Source organism: Thermus arciformis (assembly GCF_900102145.1).
Lineage (GTDB): Bacteria > Deinococcota > Deinococci > Deinococcales > Thermaceae > Thermus > Thermus arciformis.
Genome location: NZ_FNBC01000015.1, coordinates 1 through 16,268, shown reverse-complemented (window position 1 = coordinate 16,268; position 16,268 = coordinate 1). Strand labels below are relative to the sequence as shown.

The following is a 16,268-nucleotide window of genomic DNA, read 5'->3' as shown; positions in this document are numbered from 1 at the left end:
AAGCCCCCCCGCCGTATAGTGAAGGGCATGGAAGGGCACGTTCCCGAGCCCACCTTCACCCTCGAGGGCTGGCACGTCCTCCACGATTTCCGCAGGCTGGACTTCCCCCGCTGGCGCAAGGCTTCCCCCGAGGAGCGCCGGGAGGCCTGGGAGGGGCTTCGGGGGCTCCTCGGGGCCTGGGGCCAGGTGGAGGCCGAGGGGCGGGGGTCCTTTGGGGTCTACCAGGTGGTGACCCAGAAGGCGGACCTCCTCTTCCTCAACCTCCGGGAGGGCCTGGACGAGCTTCTGGAGCTGGAGGCCGCCTTAAACCGGAGCCTCTTCGCCCAGTACCTCCTCCCGGCCTACGGCTTTTACTCCGTGGTGGAGCTGGGAAGCCAGGAGAAGCCCTTGGACCCCGAGGCCCCCTACGTGAAGCCCCGCCTCACCCCCAGGGTCCCCAAGTCGGGGTACGTCTGCTTCTACCCCATGAACAAGCGCCGCCAGGGGCAGGACAACTGGTACCTGCTCCCCGCCAAGGAACGGGCGGGCCTCATGCGGGCCCACGGGGAGACGGGCCGGAAGTACCAGGGGAAGGTCCTGCAGGTGATCAGCGGGGCCCAGGGCCTGGACGACTGGGAGTGGGGGGTGGACCTCTTCAGCGAGGACCCCATCCAGTTCAAGAAGATCGTCTACGAGATGCGCTTTGACGAGGTCTCCGCCCGCTACGGGGAGTTCGGGCCCTTCTTCGTGGGCAAGTACCTGGACGAGGAGGCCCTGGCCCGCTTCCTGGGCGTAAGCTAGGGGCATGGAGCTTTTCTGGGCCCTTGGGCTTTTCCGCCTCCTGCCGGAGTTCCGCCGCCTCGAGGCCGAGCACCAGGAGCACCTGAAGGAGGAGCTTGCCGCCCTCCTCGCCCGCTTCCGGGGCAAAGGGGGGTTTCTTGGGGCCTACAGCCTGGTGGGGCTTTCCGCCGAGGCCGACCTCCTCCTCTGGCAGGGGGCCCAGGACCTGGAGGCCCTCCAGGCCCTGCGCCGGGAGATGCACCGGACCCGGATGCTGGGCTACCTCGAGGCCCGCGCCCTCTTCCTGGACCGGGGGGAGGGAGGCCCAAGCGGGGAGGCCCTGGCCTTCTTTCCCCAGGGCCTAGAGGTCCTGCCCCCTGAGGGCACCCGCCTCCTTCGGGGGAAGCGGGTGGCCCTTCTGGAGGGGCCTTGGGCCCGTCTTTTCCCCTTGGCGGTGGCGGAAGGGGGGTACCTGGCCCTTCCCCGGGGCTTCCGCGAGGCCCTGGACGACCTGGGGTAGGGCTACAAGGAGGCCCAGAGGGCCAGGGCCAAAAAGGCCAAGGCCCCAAGCCCCAGGACGAGGAGGGCGGCCTTCCGCGTCTTGGGGAGGAGGACCCCCAGGAGGAGCCCGGTGAGGCTCACCAGGGCGAGGAAGAGGGCGGAGAGGTCCAGGAAGACCCTCCAGCCCCCCCCGGTGTCCCGCCCCTTGTGCAGGTCGTTGAGCAGGGCCACCAGGCCGTGGTCCGTGACCACCAGGCGGTAGGCCCCCGTCTTGGGGTCCACCTGGGCGTCGGCGGCGTAGCCGGGGGCGCGGAAGGAGACCCAGACCTCCTCCCCCGCCTCCCCGTGGTCCGCCACCCGCCCCCTAAGGCCCAAGGCCCTCAGGTCCTCCGCCAGGCGGAGCCAGTCCACGGCCTCGCCCTCGAGGTAGGGCGCGCCGGGGAGGGTCCCGGAAAACTTCCTCGGGGCGCCCTCCCCGAACCACTCGGGGTGGTTCAGGGTGAGGCCGGTGACGGCGAAGAAGAGGAGGGTGAGGAAGGCGAGGAGGGAGAGGTAGAGGTGGAGGGTGCGGCTTAGGGTGTAGGCCCGGCTCCGCCAGGCGCCCGCTTTAGACCTAGGCCTTCTTGCGGTAGTCAAGGACCACCTCCTTAAGCTCCCCCTTCAGCGTGTAGGCCTTCTGGAAGGGCTTGTCCGAAAGCTCCACCTTCTCCCGGAAAAGCTCGTAGGGGCCGTGCTCCCGGGCGTACTCCACGCAGACGTAGTAGACGCCCTGGGTCACCGTCCTTCCCCGCTCGTCCTTGCCGTCCCAGGCCACGGCGTACCGCCCCGGGGGGCGGGTGGGGCCGGAGAGGGCGCGCATGGCGGCCACGTCCCCCAGGAGGTAGTAGCGCCTCAAGGCGTCCCACCAGCGCTCCCCCTTCCCCGGCATGAGGAAGAGGGCCAGGGTCCTCACCAGGTTCCCCTTCTCGTCCTCCACGTAGGCCGCCACGTAGGGGGCCCGGTAGCGGAAGCCCCCGCCCTCGTAGGCGAAGGCGACCTCGAGGACGAACCCCTGGGGCCAGGGCTTCCCCGCCTGGGCCCGGGAAAGGCCCAGGGCGAGCGCCCCGCCCAGCACCCTGCGGAAAAAGCTCCTCCGGCTGTAGTAGCGCTTCAGCATCTCCACCTCCTTAGGGGCCGGCCACGGGGCCTTGGGGGGTGAGGAGGAGGCCTTGGGCGCGGAAGGCCCGGAGGACGGGGAAGGCCTCCTCCTTAAGGACGAAAAGGGCCTTGGCGAGGCCGTCGGCGAGGAGGGCCGAGGGGGCGAGCACCGTGGCCTGAAGGCCAAGGGCGGGCCTTCCCGTCCTCGGGTCCAGGAGGTGGGGCCCCTTGTGCCGCACCCCGCTCGTGGCCACGCCCCCCTCCTCCAGGAGGAAGCGGTGGACGGGCGGGGCGTTGTCGGGGCCCGTGGGGGCTTCCACCAACACCTCGGCCCGCCCCGGGCCCCTTCGCGCCAGGTCCCCCCCCAGGTTCACCAAGGCGGCCCTGGCCCCGGCCTTCAGGGCGGCCTCCGCCCCTTTGTCGGCGATGTACCCCTTGGCCAGGCCGTCCAGGTCCAGGGGCGCCAAGACCTCCACCTCCTCGCCCACGAAGCGGAAGGCCTCCCCGCCGTGGGCGGGGGCCGGGTGGAAGGCCCCGCCCGTGGCCTCCTGGAGGTGGAGGGCGAGGGCCAGCACCTCCCGCATCTCCGGGCTCGGCCTCCCGCCCCCCTGGCGCACCAGGCGGGTGAGCTCGCTTTCCCGGTGGCGGCTGAAGACCCCTTCCAAACGCCTCACCTCCCGCAGCACCGCCCCAAAGGCCCTCCGGGCCCGCCAGGGAGGGGCGAGGAGCTGCACCTCCAGGAAGCTCCCCAAAACCCCTTCCCACCTGGCCCCGTACCGGCCCATGGAAGGAAGGGTAGGGTCAAAGGGTTAGACCGCCGTTAACCCCGGCCCATAACCCCCTCCTAACCCTCAGGGGGGATACTTAGGGGGTGCAGGTGCTCCTCCTGGAGGACGAGCCCCGCCTGGGGCAGGCGGTGGCCCGGGCCCTCGCCGCCCAGGGCTACGGGGTCCGCTGGGCCAAAAACTTGGAGGAAGCCCGGGAGGCCTTCCTGGAGCTGGAGCCCGACCTCATGGTCCTGGACGTGCGCCTTCCCGAGGACGAGGACGGCGGCTTCCGCTTCGCGGAGGAAGCGCGGGAGGCGGGCTACAAGGGGCCCATCCTCTTCCTCACCGCCCGGGACGCCCTCGAGGACCGCGTCCAGGGCCTGGACCTGGGCGGGGACGACTACCTGGTGAAGCCCTTCCACCTGGAGGAGCTTTTGGCCCGGGTGCGGGCCCTCCTCCGCCGGGCCTCGGAGGTGAAGGCCTCCCGGGTGCGGCTCGGCCCCTTGGAGGTGGACCTGGCGGGGCGGGGGGTCTACCTGGGGGGAAAGCGGGTGGACCTCTCCCTGAAGGAGTTCGCCCTCCTGGAGGCCTTCCTCCTCCACCCGGGCCGGGTCTTCGCCCCCGAGGAGCTCGCCGAGCGGGTCTTCGGCGACCCCGAGAAGGTGGGGGCGGTGAAGGTCTACGTCCACTACCTCCGGCAGAAGCTCTTCCCCGAGGTGGTGCGCACCGTGCCCGGGGGGTACCGGCTCGGCCATGAGCCTTAGGACGCGGCTTGCTCTCTTCTTCGCCCTTTCCATTGGGCTTGCCCTCTTCTTCCAGGGGGCCTTGAGCTACGTGGCCTTCCGGCGCCTTTTGGAGCTGGACCTAGACCGCTCCCTCCTCTTCTACGCCCGCGCCCTCGCCGAGGGACGGCCTGGCCCTAGGGGCGAGTTCGCCTTCCGCCTGGTCCAAGGCGGGACAAGGACCCAAAGCCCCGGCTTCCCCGACCTACCCCCCCTTGCCCCGGGGCGGTACTGGAAGGAGGGGTGGCGGGTCTGGGTCATGGAGGCGCCTGGGGGCACCCTCACCCTGGCCCGGTACGAGCCTGAGGCCCTCCTGGCCCTCTCCCGTTTCCGCCTGGCCCTCTTCGCCACGGGGGCGGCCCTCACCCTGGCCTTCGCCCTCCTCGCCACCCGCCTCGCCGGGGCCGCTCTACGGCCCCTCTCCCGCCTCACGGAGGTGGCGCGGCGGGTGGCGGACTCCCAGGACCTCTCCCACCGGGTGCCCCCGGAGGGGGGTGGGGAGCTCAAGGCCTTGGCCGAGGCCTTCAACCACATGCTGGAACGCCTCGAGGCCTTCCTGGAGCGGGAGAAGCGCTTCACCCGGGACGCGGCCCACGAGCTCAGGACCCCGGTGGCCGCCGCTTTGGCCCAGCTGGAGGCGGCGGAAGCGGGCTACCTTCCTCCCCAGGAGGCTCAGGAGGCGGTGAAGGAGGAACTTCTCCGCATGAAGCGCCTGGTGGAGGCCCTCCTCCTCCTGGCGCGGGAAGGCCGGGTGACGCCCGTGCCCTTGGACCTTGCCGCCCTCGTCCGGGAGGAGGCCAGGGCCTTCGGGGTGCCCTACCAGGGACCCGAAACCCTCCCCTACGAAGGCGACCCCCTCCTTTTCGCCCAGGCCCTCAGGAACCTCCTGCAAAACGCCCTCCTCCACGGGGAGGGGAAGGGGGTGGAGGTGCGGCTTTCCCAGGAGGGGGAGTCTTTCGTCCTGGAGGTGAAGGACGAGGGCCCGGGGATGCCCGAGGAGGCCCTGAAGGAGGCGGGCCGACCCTTCCACCGGGCCTCCCCCAAACCCGGGGAGGGGCTGGGCCTTTCCGTGGCCAAGAAGGTGGCCGAGGCCCACGGGGGGCGGCTTGAGCTTAGGCCCAACCCCCCCTCGGGCCTCGTGGCCCGGCTCGTCCTCCCTAGCGGAGCCGCTTCAGGGCCTCCTTGATGAGCTCCTGGGCCTTGGCCTTGGGGTTTTTGGCCAGGAGGTCCAGGACCACCGCCCGGGCCTGGGCCTCCTTGAACCCAAGGGCGGCGAGGGCCATCACCGCCTCGAGGGCGGCCTCGCTTTCCGCCTTCTCCCCGAGGAGGTGGGGGGGCACCTTGCCCTTGAGCTCCAGGGCGATCCTTTCGGCGAGCCTTTTCCCCACGCCGCTCGCCGAGGCCAAGAGGCGGGCATCCCCTTCCGCCAGGGCCTGGGCCAGGAGCCTGGGGGGGAGGGTGGAGAGGAGGGAGAGGGCCTCCTTGGGCGCCACGCCGCTCACCGAGAGGAGGAGTTCAAAGAGGCGGAGGCTTTCCCCATCGGGGAAGCCGTAGAGGAAAAGCCCGTCCTCCCGGACCTGGAGGTGGGTGTGGACCTCCACCTCCTCCCCCTCCCTTAGGGCCCCTAGGAAGGGCGCGGGGGCCTGGAGGAAGAACCCCATCCCCCCCACCAGGAGGGAGAACCCCTCGGCCTCCTTCCCCAAAACCCGTCCCCTCAGGTAGCGGATCATCGCCCTTGGAAGCGGGGGGGGCGCTTTTCCCGGAAGGCCCTGACCCCCTCCTCGTGGTCCAGGGTGCGCCCCGCCTCCCCCTGGAGGATGGCCTCCAGGGCCAAGGCCTCGGTGAGGGAGAGGCGGTAGGTCTCCAGGAGGAGCTTCTTGGTGAGGGCGTGGGCCCGGGTGGGGCCCTGGGCGAGGGCTTGGGCCAAGGAAAGGGCCTCCTCCATGAGCCTTTCCGCGGGCACCACCTTGTGCACGAGCCCGAGGGCCAAGGCCTCCTCGGCGGAAAGCCTTGGGGAGAGGAAGAGGAGCTCCTGGGCCTTGGCCAGACCCACCAGGCGGGGGAGGAGGAAGCTCATCCCCGAGTCCGGCACCAGGCCGATCCTGACGAAGGCCGTGGTGAAGCTCGCCCCCACGGCGGCGAGGCGCAGATCCCCCCAGAGGGCGAGGCTCATTCCCGCTCCGGCCGCCGGGCCGTTCACCGCCACCACCAGGGGCTTTTCCAGGCCGCTCAAGGCCTCCACCACCCGGTTGTAGCGGCGGAGGTGGGCCTCGTAGTCGGGCTTCTCCTCGCCGAACTCCGTGAGGTCCTGCCCGGCGGAGAAGGCCTTTCCCGCCCCCGTGAAGAGGAGGGCCCGCACCCCAGGGTCTTCGTTCGCCTCCTTCAGGGCGGCGTGGAGGGCGTCTAGGAGCTCCCCGGTGAGGGCGTTGAGCTTCTCCGGCCGGTTGAGGGTGAGGACCAGGACCCCTTCTTGGCGCTCCTTGAGGATCATGGCCCCATTGTAAAGGGCGGCGCACCTACACCGGTTTTTGGTGTAGGGTAGATGGAGGGGTATACCCCCCTTGGAGGCGAGGCATGGAGCTCACGCTGGAAAGCCAAGGCTACCTGGAGGCCCTCTACCGGGCGTACCTGGAGGACCCCTTTTCCCTGCCGGAGGAGTGGCGGCGCTACTTCTCCGCCCTCACCCTGGAGGACGGCCGACGAGAACGCCAGGCCGCTCCCCTCCCGGGCGAGGCCTTGGACCTGGGCTTCCTCCTCAAGGTGGAGGCCTTGCGCCAGGCCTACCGGGAGCTCGGGCACCTCGCGGCCCGGATAGACCCCCTGGGCCGGGAACGGCCGAGGCCCAGGGCGCTTTCCCTCGAGGCCCACGGCCTCTCCCGCGAGGACCTGGGGAGGCCCCTTCCCCCCCTCTTCGGCGCGCCTACCTTGGGGGCCCTCCTTGAGCGCCTCGAGGCCACCTACCTGGGCCCGGTGGGGTGGGAGCTCGCCCACCTGGAGCCCGAGGAGAGGGACTGGCTCCTCGCCCAGGTGGAGGCCCCTTGGCCCAGGCCCGACCCCGAGACCCGGCGGCGGCTCCTAAAGGGCCTTCTGGAGGCGAGCCTCTTTGAGGAGTTCCTGCAGCGGAAGTACCTGGGGGCCAAGACCTTCAGCGCCGAGGGCCTGGAAAGCCTCATCCCCCTCCTCCAGGAGGCCATCCTCGAGGCCGGGAGGCAGGGGGTGCGGGAGGTGGTCCTGGGCATGGCCCATAGGGGGCGGCTCAACGTCTTGGCCCACGTGGTGGGCAAGCCCTTTGAGCGCATCTTCCGGGAGTTTGAGGAGATCTTCCCCGAGGGGTACTCGGGGGACGTGAAGTACCACCTGGGCTTCTCCAGCGACCAGGAGACCCCCTTTGGCCCGGTGCACGTCTCCTTGAACTTCAACCCGAGCCACCTGGAGTTCGTGAACCCCGTGACCCTGGGGAGGCTTCGGGCCAAGCAGGACCGCTTCGGCGACCGGGAGAGGAAGCGGGGCCTCGCCATCCTGGTCCATGGGGACTCGGCCTTCATCGGCGAGGGCATCGTCCAAGAGACCCTGAACCTCTCCGGGCTTCCGGGCTATAGGGTGGGGGGCACCTTCCACGTGGTGGCCAACAACCAGCTGGGCTTCACCACCCTGCCTTCGGAGTACACCTCCTGCCGCTACCCCACGGACATCGCCAAGATGGTGGGGGCCCCCGTCTTCCACGTGAACGCCGAGGCCCTGGACGAGCTCTGGTTTGCCCTCCGCCTGGCCCTCGCCTACCGCCAGCGCTACGGGAAGGACGTGGTCCTTGACCTCGTGGGCTACCGCCGCCGGGGGCACAACGAGACGGACGAGCCCACCTTCACCCAGGCCCCCATGTACGCCCTCATCGCCAAGAAGCCCGCTCCCTGGCGGGTCTACGCCGAGAGGCTGAAGGCCGAGGGCCTGGTCTCTGAGGAAGAGCTCAAAGCCTGGCAGGAGGCCTACCTGGGGCGGCTGGAAAGCGAGTTCGCCCGGGTCAAGGGCGAGCCTGGCCCCGTGGTCCCCCACGGGCTTTCCGGGATCTGGCAGGGCTACGTGGGCGGGCCCGACCGCCTGGTGCCCGAGGCGGACACCGCCTTCCCCAAGGAGGGCCTGAAGAACCTCCTGGTGCGGCTTGGCTCCGTGCCGGAGGGCTTCCGGGTGCACCCCAAGCTCAAGCGCTTCCTCGAGGCCCGCCTGGAGATGGCCGAGGAGAAGCGCCCCGTGGACTGGGCCACCGCCGAGGCCCTGGCCTTCGCCACCCTGGCCGTGGAGGGGCATAGGGTGCGCCTCACGGGCCAAGACGCCCTAAGGGGCACCTTCACCCAGCGCCACGCCGCCCTCTACGACTACGAGACGGGAGAACCCTACATCCCCCTCCAGCACCTGGCCGAGGGCCAGGCGGAGGTGGAGATCTACAACTCCCCCCTTTCCGAGGCCGGGGTCTTGGGGTTTGAGTACGGCTACAGCCTGGACTACCCCGAGGGCCTCGTCCTCTGGGAGGCCCAGTTCGGGGACTTCGTCAACGTGGCCCAGGTCTACATAGACCAGTTCCTGGCGAGCGCCGAGGCCAAGTGGAACCGCCTCTCGGGCCTCGTCCTCCTCCTGCCCCATGGGCTCGAGGGCCAAGGCCCCGAGCACTCCTCGGCGAGGCTGGAGCGCTTCTTGCAGCTTGGGGCCAAGGACAACCTCCAGGTGGCCTACCCCACCACCCCCGCCCAGTTCTTCCACCTCCTCCGCCGCCAGGTGAAGCGCCCCATCCGCAAGCCCCTCGTGGTCATGACCCCCAAGAGCCTCCTCCGCCACCCCGAGGTGGTCTCCGCCCTGGAGGAGCTCGCGGAAGGGCGCTTCCAGAAGGTGATCCCCGAAAGGGTCAAGGGGGCGCGGAAGGTCCTCCTCACCTCGGGCAAGGTCTACTACGACCTCCTGCAGAAGCGCAGGGAGCTTCAGGCGGAGGACGTGGCCATCCTGAGGCTGGAGCTCCTCTACCCCTTCCCCGAGGCCGAGCTTCAGGAGGCCCTCGGCTTCTACCCCAAGAAGGTCCCCGTGGTCTTTGTGCAGGAGGAGCCGGTGAACCAGGGAGCCTGGTGGTACCTCTCCGCCCGCTTCTGCGGGGAGATCTACGGCCACCCCTTCTCCGTGGTGGCCCGGCCCGAGTCCCCGAGCCCCGCCGTGGGCTCCTCCAAGGTCCACAGGCTGGAGCAGGAGGAGCTTCTGGAGGAAGCGTTCAGGTAAGGAGGTAGCCGTGCAGGAACTCAAGGTGCCCTCCGTGGGCGAAAGCATCGTGGAAGTGGAGATCGGCGCTTGGCTTAAGGGAGAAGGGGAAAGCTTCGCCCAGGACGAGCCCTTGGTGGAGCTCATCACCGACAAGGCCACCCTGGAGCTCCCCGCCCCCTTTCCCGGGACCCTAAAGCAGATCCTGAAGAGGACCGGGGAGACCGCCCGGGTGGGGGAGGCCATCGCCCTTTTGGAGGAGGGGAGAGCGGAGGCCTCCCCCAAGGCCCAGCCCCCCGCCGAGGCCCCCGTGGAGCCCTCCCCGGAGCCTCTGGCCATGCCCGCGGCGGAGCGGCTCATGCGGGAAAGGGGCGTCTCCCCGGGAGAGGTCCAGGGGACAGGCCTCGGCGGCCGCATCTTGAAGGAGGACGTGGAGCGCTACCTGGAGGAAAGGGCCCCCGCCAGGCCCCAAGAGGTGCCGCCTCCTCCCCCTTCCCGCCCCGCGCCCACCCAGCCCCCCGCCGACAAGCCCTGGCGGGTGAGCGAGGCCGTGCCCATGACCCCCTTGCGCCGCCGCATCGCCGAGCGCCTCCTCCTGGCCCGGCAGACCACGGCCATGCTCACCACCTTCAACGAGGCGGACATGTCGGCGGTGATCGCCCTCAGGAAGGAGCTCGGGGAGGCCTTCCAGAAGAAGCACGGGGTCAAGCTCGGCTTCATGAGCTTCTTCGTCAAGGCCGTGGTCCAGGCCCTGAAGGAGATCCCCGAGCTCAACGCCGAGATCCGGGAAGGGTACATCGTCTACCACCGCTACTACGACATCGGCATCGCCGTGGGTGGGGGCGAGGGCCTGGTGGTCCCCGTGATCCGGGACGCCGACCGCCTCTCCTTCGCCGAGATTGAGCGGCAAATCGCCGACTTCGCCGAAAGGGCCCGCACCAAGAAGCTCAAGCCCGAGGAGCTCATGGGGGGCACCTTCACCATCACCAACGGGGGGATCTACGGCTCCCTGAACTCCACCCCCCTCCTCAACCCGCCCCAGGTGGGGATCCTGGGCATGCACGCCATCCAGGAGCGCCCCGTGGCCCGGGAGGGCCAGGTGGTGATCCGGCCCATGATGTACCTGGCCCTCTCCTACGACCACCGCATCGTGGACGGGCGGGAGGCGGTCACCTTCCTCCGCCGGGTGAAGGAGCTCATTGAGAACCCGGCGCGGCTCCTTCTGGAGGTGTAGCGTGTACGACCTCCTGGTGATCGGCGCCGGGCCCGGGGGGTACGTGGCCGCCATCCGGGCAGCCCAGCTCGGGATGAAGGTGGGGGTGGTGGAGAAGGAGAAGGCCCTAGGGGGGACCTGCCTCCGGGTGGGGTGCATCCCCTCCAAGGCCCTCCTGGAGACCACGGAGCGCATCTACGAGGCGAAGAAGGGCCTCCTCGGGGCCAAGGTGAAGGGGGTGGAGCCCGACCTTCCCGCCCTCATGGCCCACAAGGACAAGGTGGTCCAGGCCAACACCCAAGGGGTGGAGTTCCTCTTCAAGAAGAACGGCATCGCCCGCTACCCGGGCACGGCCCGCTTCCTCTCCGAGCGTAAGGTCCTGGTGGAGGAGACGGGGGAGGAGCTGGAGGCCCGCTACATCCTCATCGCCACGGGAAGCGCCCCCCTCATCCCCCCTTGGGCCCAGGTGGACCACGAGCGGGTGGTGACCTCCACCGAGGCCCTTGCCTTCCCCGAGGTGCCAAAGAGGCTCATCGTGGTGGGGGGCGGGGTGATCGGGCTGGAGCTCGGGGTGGTCTGGCACCGCCTGGGGGCGGAGGTCCTCGTCCTGGAGTACCTGGACCGGATCCTCCCCACCATGGACCTCGAGGTCTCCCGGGCGGCGGAGAGGGTCTTCAAGAAGCAGGGCCTCACGATCCGCACCGGGGTGCGGGTCACCGCCGTGGTGCCCGAGGCCGAGGGGGCCCGGGTGGAGCTTGAGGGGGGCGAGGTCCTGGAGGCGGACCGGGTCCTCGTGGCCGTGGGCCGGAGGCCCTACACTGAAGGCCTTGCCTTGGAGAACGCCGGGCTTGCCACGGACGAGAAGGGCCGCATCCCCGTGGACGAGCACCTGAGGACCCGCGTCCCCCACATCTACGCCATCGGGGACGTGGTGCGGGGGCCCATGCTCGCCCACAAGGCGAGCGAGGAGGGAATCGCCGCCGTGGAGCACATGGCGCGGGGCTTCGGCCACGTGGACTACCAGGCCATCCCCAGCGTGGTCTACACCCACCCCGAGATCGCCGCCATAGGCTACACCGAGGAAGAGCTGAAGGCGCAGGGCATCCCCTACAAGGTGGGGAAGTTCCCCTACTCCGCTTCGGGCCGCGCCCGGGCCATGGGGGAGACGGAGGGGTTCATCAAGGTCCTCGCCCACGCCAAGACGGACCGGATCCTCGGGGTCCACGGGATCGGGGCCCGGGTGGGGGACGTCCTGGCCGAGGCGGCCTTGGCCATCTTCTTCAAGGCGAGCGCCGAGGACCTGGGCCGCGCCCCCCACGCCCACCCCTCCCTCTCCGAGGTCCTCAAGGAGGCGGCCTTGGCGGCGTGGGAGAGGCCGATCCACCTGTAGGCGAAACTTGACCACCCCCCGGGGAAGCCCGGGGGGTGGGTGCTAACGGACCTTAGTTGGTCTTCTGGAGCTCGAGGCGGTACTTGTTGAAGGGGCTGTCGTCGCTCCCGCCGTTGGCGATGGTGTAGCTGGTCACCACCAGGTAGTAAGTGCCGCTCTGGGGCAGGGTAAGGGTGATTTCCGAGTCGGTGATTTGGCCGGCAACAACGTCATCGTTCTCGGCGATGACCTGCCCGTTGGCGTCCAGGAGGTAGAGGTAGGAGTCCAAAGTACCCCCGATGCTGGAGCGGGCGTAGACGCGGGCCTTGATCGTGTCCCCAGCGCTTCCCGTGAACTGGAAGTAGTCGTAGTCCTGGGGCTGGCCGTAGATGTAGGCCAGCTGGGTGGTCTGGCCGTAGGCGATGGGCTTGGCCTGAGAAAGGGTGTCGTTGGGTTCGTAAGGATCGGTGGGGTTTAGGTTGACCTCGCTGGCGTTGAGGCGGACGAGCCTGGAGTCGGGGCTGAAGGCGCTAGAGCCCGGGGTGGCCACCAGGGTGCCCACGAAGGTGCCCCGCTCCTCGGGAAGTCCGCCCGTGAGGGCCAGGTCCGCCCCGGCCACGTAGATGTCGTACTCGCCCGGGGCGATCTCATAGAACCAGGCCTCGCCGTTTTGGTCCGTGCGGGCCCAGTAAACGGGGGTGGGGTCGCTGGGATCCCCTGGCTTTAGGCCCTTTCCCCGCAGGATCACGTCGGCGAGAAGACCGGGGAAGGTGCCCCGTTCGTTGAAGTACTCCACTTTGATCCGCACCACCGAGCCCTTGGCGGGGAGGGCGGTGCACCCTTGGGCGAGGAGCTGGGAGAGCTTGTCGGCGTTCAGGTGCCCCCACCCTTTCTCCCGGCTGAAGCTTTCCTCCCAGGTGGTGGTCTCCAGGGCACGGCGCACCTGGTAAGGGGTGGCGCCGGGGCAGGTGGCTTTCACCAGGGCGGCCGCCGCGGCCGTGTAGGGGCCAGAGAAGGAAGTCCCGGAGATGAGGCCATAGCCGCCTCCAAGCCACGTGGGGTTGGCCAGGAGGACGTCCAGGCCAGGGGCGGCGCTGGAGATGTGCCTCCCGTAGGTGGAGAAGTCCGTCTTGTTGCGGTTGCCGTCGGCGGCGGCCGAGGCGATGATCCCAGGATAGCCCGCGGGGGTGCGCACCTCGTCTTTGGAGGAGTTTCCGGCGCTCGCCACCACTGCCACGCCGTTGGCCAAGGCGTAGTCAAAGGCCTCCTTGACCAGGTGGCCGTAGCCGAGGCCGCCCCAGGAGTTGTTGAGCACCTGGGCCCCGTTGTTCACGGCCCAGACGATGCCCCGGGCCACGTAGAAATCCCCCACATAGTCGGGCTGGAAGATGGCCACGGGGAGGAACTTGGTCTTGGGGGCAAGCCCGGCGATGCCTTGGCCGTCCCTAGGAGCGCTCACCGTGGAGGCCACGTAGGTGCCGTGGTAGAGGTCGGCCGGGGCGTTGAGGTTCTGGATAAAGCTCAACCAGCCGCTGGCGCTGGTGTAGGTGGTGTCGGTGACCGGGTCATAGGCCTTCCCCGCCCAGTTGGGGGCGAGGTCGGGGTGGGTTACGTCCGCGGGATCGTCAATGATGGCCACCACCACCCCCTCACCCTCAAATCCCCTGTCCCAGGCCGCCTTGGCGGCGAGGTGGCGGGGGTCCAGGGCGTACTGGGGCAGCTCGTCCAGGATTTGGTCGCTGGGGTTGCCCAAGGGAATGAGGCTGCTTTCCCGGCCCCTGGGGAGCTCCACGGGGTCGTCCTTGGGTGGGGTCACCTGGGCCAGGTGGGGCTCGGCGTAGCGGAGGCCAGGGAGGCCCTTCAGGGCGCGGCTTGCCTTGACGGCGTCCCCGGGCACCTCGAGGAGGGCAGCCTTCAGCTCGGGGATGCGGGCGACCTCCTTGGCCCTAAGCTTACGGATGGCCTCCTGAAGGCCGGGCTCGTCTTCATAGCCCACCACCACCTGCCCCTGGTAGTGGCGCACGCCCTCGGAGGTGGTCACGAGGCCGGGCGTCGGGGAGGTGTTCGTCGGCCTCGGAGCCTGGGAGCAGGCCGAGAGCAGGACGGCCAGCGCAAGGGCGGAGAGGATCAAGGGCTTCTTCATGCTGCCTCCTTACTCACCGGTGGTGAAATCAAAGACCTGGGTCCCCGGGCGGCTGATGCGGATGAAGGTGGTGGAGCTGGGCCAGGTCTGGATGCTGTAGGCCGAGATGCGGTAGTTTTCTCCGGGGTTGTACTTGTAGGCGTAGCTCACGTAAAGCTGCCAGGCGTAGGTGCGGAGGGCTTGGAGCTCGGGAAGCTGGGCCAGGCCGTCAAAGTTGTAGGGCAGGGCGACCTGGCCTTGGGCCACGTCCACGGGGACGAGGTCGGGGTTGTTGGGGTCGGTGGTGTCGGTGAAGATCACGAGGTTGTTGGCGGCGGGATGGAAGCCATAGACCAAGGCTTCTCCCGCGGGGATGCCGTTATCTTCGTTGCCAAACTCCACGTAGAGGTTGTAGCCCGCAAGCGTCTGCCAGGCCACGCTGTCCCCGGTCAGCATGTCCCAGAGGACCAGGTTGTAGGCGGCGCCGTCGGCACCGATCTCAAGCTGGGGATGGCCGATCACGAAGTCCGGGGTTTTGGACACGCCCACGCTCTCGTCGGCGGGGGAGAGGAGGGGGGCGAAGAAGGGCGGGAGGGGTGTGGTGGAGCTGGGTTGGCTTTCGGCCGAGTTCGCGCCCCGGGCCACCACCCGGTAGTAGTAGGTCTGGCCGGGGGTGAGGTCGGGAGAGGCGTCGCGGAAGTAGAAGGGGCGGTTGAAGGGGTTGCTGGGACAGCTGGAGCTGGCCCCACCGCCCACGGTGCCCACCCGGGTCCAGTTGGCCCCGTCGGTGGAGCGCTCAACGTCAAAGGCGAATGGGCGGGCGGAAGAGTTGGTGTTGGTATAGCACCAACGCACCTCCACGTAGAGGTTGCTCTCCTCGGGGACGGCCATGGGGTCCAGCGTGAGCTCGCCCACCTGGCCCTTGGCCACGGGAACCTGGATCTTGGCGGGGGCATTGACGCCGTAGAAGCCCACGGCCTGGGTGAGGGTGATGGCGGTGGCGGCCACGCCCGTGGGAGGTTGGACGGTATTGGCCTGGGTAGCACTTGTGTTGACAAAGGTCACGGGGAGGATGTAGTGGCTTCGGTTCTGGTTGAAGTCGTAGGCTACCACTTCCACGTAGACCGTTTCCCCGGCGGCGCTGCCGAAGCCCGCCACGTTGGACCCGCTCAGGGCCTGGTTGCCGGTGTCCTCGGTGTCGGTGAAGATGCGGCGCGTCCAGGTGGCGGAGTTGGTGACGAAGGCCGAGCCTGGGGTACGGCCTAAGGCCACGTAGATGTAGCGCATGGGGCGCACGTAGTCCTTGGAGGTGTCCACCTGGACGCGGAAGGGGATGGCGTTGGTGAAGGTTCCCCCTTCCAGCGGGGTGTTCCCGTCTTGGGTGATGAGGAGGGTGGGCGGGGTGGTGGTGGCGGTGGCGTCAAAGGCGGGCTTCTGGATGAGGGTGATGGAGGCCATCTCCGGGACCCGGATGCCCTCCACGAGGCTCCCCGCCATCCCGGGTTTTTGGGCCTCGAGGCGGTAGGTCCCGGGAGCCAGGTTGGTGAAGGTGAAGGAGCCGTTGCTCGCCGTGGTGGTGGTGGCGACGAGGGCACCTCCCCGGTAAAGCTTAAGGGTGCTCGAGGCCACAGGACCGCCAGCGTTCTCCCTCACCACGTAGCCCGAAAGGGTATGGACGGCTTGGGGATCGTAGGTGACCTGTACGCTAGCGCTTCCCTTGTTACCGGAGGGGTCGTAGGCGTGGACGGTGATGGTGTTTTGGCCCTGTTGGAGGGTGAGGGTGAAGGCGAAGTTGACGGAGGTCCCCGGGGTGATGGGGACCTCTTGCTCCTGGCCGTTGTTGAGCTGGTAGGTGACCCGGCTTACGCGGACGTTGTCCTGGGCGGTGCCTTGGACGGTGAGGGTGTCCTGGTTGACCGTGGCGCCGTTCTGGGGGGCGGTGATGGTGACGCTGGGCTTGACGGTGTCCTGACTGCAGCCCGCCAAGAGGAGAGCGCCCAGTAAAAGCCCGAGCCCTAACGCTTTTCTCATAAATCACCCCCAACGGAAGGGATCCTTTGCGACCGGAGCCTAGGCCTATAGGTGTGGGTCATACGGCACCTCCTTCTCGCAGTTTCCGGGGTCAATCCTAACCTTGCTGCGGGAGGGCGTCAAGGGGTAGGCGGGCTTGCCTTGCAAAGGTCAGGAGGACGGGTGTATATCTCTCTCCTGATGGGCAAGCGAGGCTTCCTTCGCAGGGAGGCAAGCCCCAAGGAGGTCCTGGAACACTGCCTGCGCCTGGCCCGGGAGGTGGCCCCTCCCACCCCCAAAGGCAAGCGGGGCCGCCCCTGGCGCTACAGCCACGCCCTTTACCTGGCCCTCCTTCTCTTCCGCGCCTTCTTCC

14 protein-coding genes and 1 pseudogene are annotated in these 16,268 nt (G+C 69.0%); 8 read left to right on the top strand and 7 right to left on the bottom strand.

Annotated elements, in window-relative coordinates:
• Positions 1 to 27: 27 nt before the first annotated feature.
• Together hemQ and BLP62_RS06645 are read left to right on the top strand one after the other, a co-directional pair.
• On the top strand, positions 28 to 780 hold the full coding sequence (hemQ, locus tag BLP62_RS06650) for a hydrogen peroxide-dependent heme synthase (RefSeq protein WP_093007083.1): 753 nt from the start codon (positions 28 to 30) through the stop codon (positions 778 to 780).
• Between the two features lie 4 nt (positions 781 to 784).
• Positions 785 to 1,279, top strand: a complete 495-nt coding sequence (locus tag BLP62_RS06645) for a chlorite dismutase family protein (protein ID WP_093007081.1) — start codon at positions 785 to 787, stop codon at positions 1,277 to 1,279.
• A 2-nt stretch (positions 1,280 to 1,281) separates the two neighbouring features.
• Here BLP62_RS06645 and BLP62_RS06640 read toward each other — a convergent pair whose 3' ends face one another.
• Genes BLP62_RS06640 through BLP62_RS06630 form a run of 3 tightly spaced genes read right to left on the bottom strand, consistent with a single transcriptional unit; the run spans position 1,282 to position 3,182 of the window.
• Positions 1,282 to 1,896 (bottom strand): PepSY-associated TM helix domain-containing protein, encoded by a 615-nt coding sequence (locus BLP62_RS06640; protein ID WP_093007079.1) that lies wholly within the window; start codon positions 1,894 to 1,896, stop codon positions 1,282 to 1,284.
• The gene (locus BLP62_RS06635; protein WP_093007077.1) at positions 1,874 to 2,416 is read right to left on the bottom strand and encodes a DUF2271 domain-containing protein; all 543 of its coding nucleotides are present in this window, start codon (positions 2,414 to 2,416) and stop codon (positions 1,874 to 1,876) included. The genes BLP62_RS06640 and BLP62_RS06635 overlap by 23 nt, the downstream gene beginning before the upstream one ends.
• A 10-nt stretch (positions 2,417 to 2,426) precedes the next feature.
• A complete protein-coding gene (locus tag BLP62_RS06630) occupies positions 2,427 to 3,182 on the bottom strand; it encodes an FAD:protein FMN transferase (protein ID WP_093007075.1) in 756 nt (251 codons plus the stop codon).
• A gap of 86 nt (positions 3,183 to 3,268) precedes the next feature.
• Between BLP62_RS06630 and BLP62_RS06625 the strand changes: the two genes are divergently transcribed.
• Together BLP62_RS06625 and BLP62_RS06620 are read left to right on the top strand one after the other, a co-directional pair.
• A complete protein-coding gene (locus BLP62_RS06625) occupies positions 3,269 to 3,928 on the top strand; it encodes a response regulator transcription factor (protein ID WP_093007073.1) in 660 nt (219 codons plus the stop codon).
• Complete coding sequence (locus BLP62_RS06620) at positions 3,918 to 5,132, top strand: sensor histidine kinase (RefSeq protein WP_093007071.1); 1,215 nt, start codon at positions 3,918 to 3,920, stop codon at positions 5,130 to 5,132. Before BLP62_RS06625 ends, BLP62_RS06620 begins: the two co-directional genes overlap by 11 nt.
• On the opposite strand, the gene ruvA is transcribed toward BLP62_RS06620, so the two are convergent.
• Both ruvA and BLP62_RS06610 read right to left on the bottom strand, forming a co-directional pair.
• Complete coding sequence (ruvA, locus tag BLP62_RS06615; protein WP_093007069.1) at positions 5,104 to 5,676, bottom strand: Holliday junction branch migration protein RuvA; 573 nt, start codon at positions 5,674 to 5,676, stop codon at positions 5,104 to 5,106. The genes BLP62_RS06620 and ruvA overlap by 29 nt on opposite strands.
• Positions 5,673 to 6,437: an enoyl-CoA hydratase/isomerase family protein gene (locus BLP62_RS06610; RefSeq protein ID WP_093007067.1), complete on the bottom strand. Its 765-nt coding sequence runs from the start codon at positions 6,435 to 6,437 to the stop codon at positions 5,673 to 5,675. Before BLP62_RS06610 ends, ruvA begins: the two co-directional genes overlap by 4 nt.
• An 83-nt stretch (positions 6,438 to 6,520) precedes the next feature.
• Here BLP62_RS06610 and BLP62_RS06605 point away from each other — a divergent pair, with 83 nt between their 5' ends.
• Genes BLP62_RS06605 through lpdA form a run of 3 tightly spaced genes read left to right on the top strand, consistent with a single transcriptional unit; the run spans position 6,521 to position 11,784 of the window.
• Positions 6,521 to 9,202: a 2-oxoglutarate dehydrogenase E1 component gene (locus BLP62_RS06605; RefSeq protein WP_093007065.1), complete on the top strand. Its 2,682-nt coding sequence runs from the start codon at positions 6,521 to 6,523 to the stop codon at positions 9,200 to 9,202.
• Between the two features lie 10 nt (positions 9,203 to 9,212).
• Complete coding sequence (gene odhB / locus BLP62_RS06600) at positions 9,213 to 10,415, top strand: 2-oxoglutarate dehydrogenase complex dihydrolipoyllysine-residue succinyltransferase (RefSeq protein WP_093007063.1); 1,203 nt, start codon at positions 9,213 to 9,215, stop codon at positions 10,413 to 10,415.
• A 1-nt stretch (position 10,416) separates the two neighbouring features.
• On the top strand, positions 10,417 to 11,784 hold the full coding sequence (lpdA, locus tag BLP62_RS06595) for a dihydrolipoyl dehydrogenase (RefSeq protein WP_093007061.1): 1,368 nt from the start codon (positions 10,417 to 10,419) through the stop codon (positions 11,782 to 11,784).
• 52 nt (positions 11,785 to 11,836) lie between these two features.
• Here lpdA and BLP62_RS06590 read toward each other — a convergent pair whose 3' ends face one another.
• Together BLP62_RS06590 and BLP62_RS06585 are read right to left on the bottom strand one after the other, a co-directional pair.
• The gene (locus tag BLP62_RS06590) at positions 11,837 to 13,906 is read right to left on the bottom strand and encodes a S8 family serine peptidase (protein ID WP_093007059.1); all 2,070 of its coding nucleotides are present in this window, start codon (positions 13,904 to 13,906) and stop codon (positions 11,837 to 11,839) included.
• 9 nt (positions 13,907 to 13,915) lie between these two features.
• Positions 13,916 to 15,916, bottom strand: coding sequence for an Ig-like domain-containing protein (locus BLP62_RS06585; RefSeq protein WP_093007057.1), 2,001 nt, complete (start codon positions 15,914 to 15,916; stop codon positions 13,916 to 13,918).
• A 162-nt stretch (positions 15,917 to 16,078) separates the two neighbouring features.
• On the opposite strand from BLP62_RS06585, the pseudogene BLP62_RS13735 reads away from it, so the two are divergent.
• A pseudogene (locus BLP62_RS13735) lies at positions 16,079 to 16,268 on the top strand (hypothetical protein); the annotation flags it as partial.

Coding starts and splice junctions, on each gene's coding strand:
- hemQ (WP_093007083.1), top strand. CDS start 28: ATGGAAGGGCACGTTCCCGAGCCCACCTTCACCCTCGAGGGCTGGCAC.
- BLP62_RS06645 (WP_093007081.1), top strand. CDS start 785: ATGGAGCTTTTCTGGGCCCTTGGGCTTTTCCGCCTCCTGCCGGAGTTC.
- BLP62_RS06635 (WP_093007077.1), bottom strand. CDS start 2,416: ATGCTGAAGCGCTACTACAGCCGGAGGAGCTTTTTCCGCAGGGTGCTG.
- BLP62_RS06630 (WP_093007075.1), bottom strand. CDS start 3,182: ATGGGCCGGTACGGGGCCAGGTGGGAAGGGGTTTTGGGGAGCTTCCTG.
- BLP62_RS06620 (WP_093007071.1), top strand. CDS start 3,918: ATGAGCCTTAGGACGCGGCTTGCTCTCTTCTTCGCCCTTTCCATTGGG.
- ruvA (WP_093007069.1), bottom strand. CDS start 5,676: ATGATCCGCTACCTGAGGGGACGGGTTTTGGGGAAGGAGGCCGAGGGG.
- BLP62_RS06610 (WP_093007067.1), bottom strand. CDS start 6,437: ATGATCCTCAAGGAGCGCCAAGAAGGGGTCCTGGTCCTCACCCTCAAC.
- BLP62_RS06605 (WP_093007065.1), top strand. CDS start 6,521: ATGGAGCTCACGCTGGAAAGCCAAGGCTACCTGGAGGCCCTCTACCGG.
- BLP62_RS06590 (WP_093007059.1), bottom strand. CDS start 13,906: ATGAAGAAGCCCTTGATCCTCTCCGCCCTTGCGCTGGCCGTCCTGCTC.
- BLP62_RS06585 (WP_093007057.1), bottom strand. CDS start 15,916: ATGAGAAAAGCGTTAGGGCTCGGGCTTTTACTGGGCGCTCTCCTCTTG.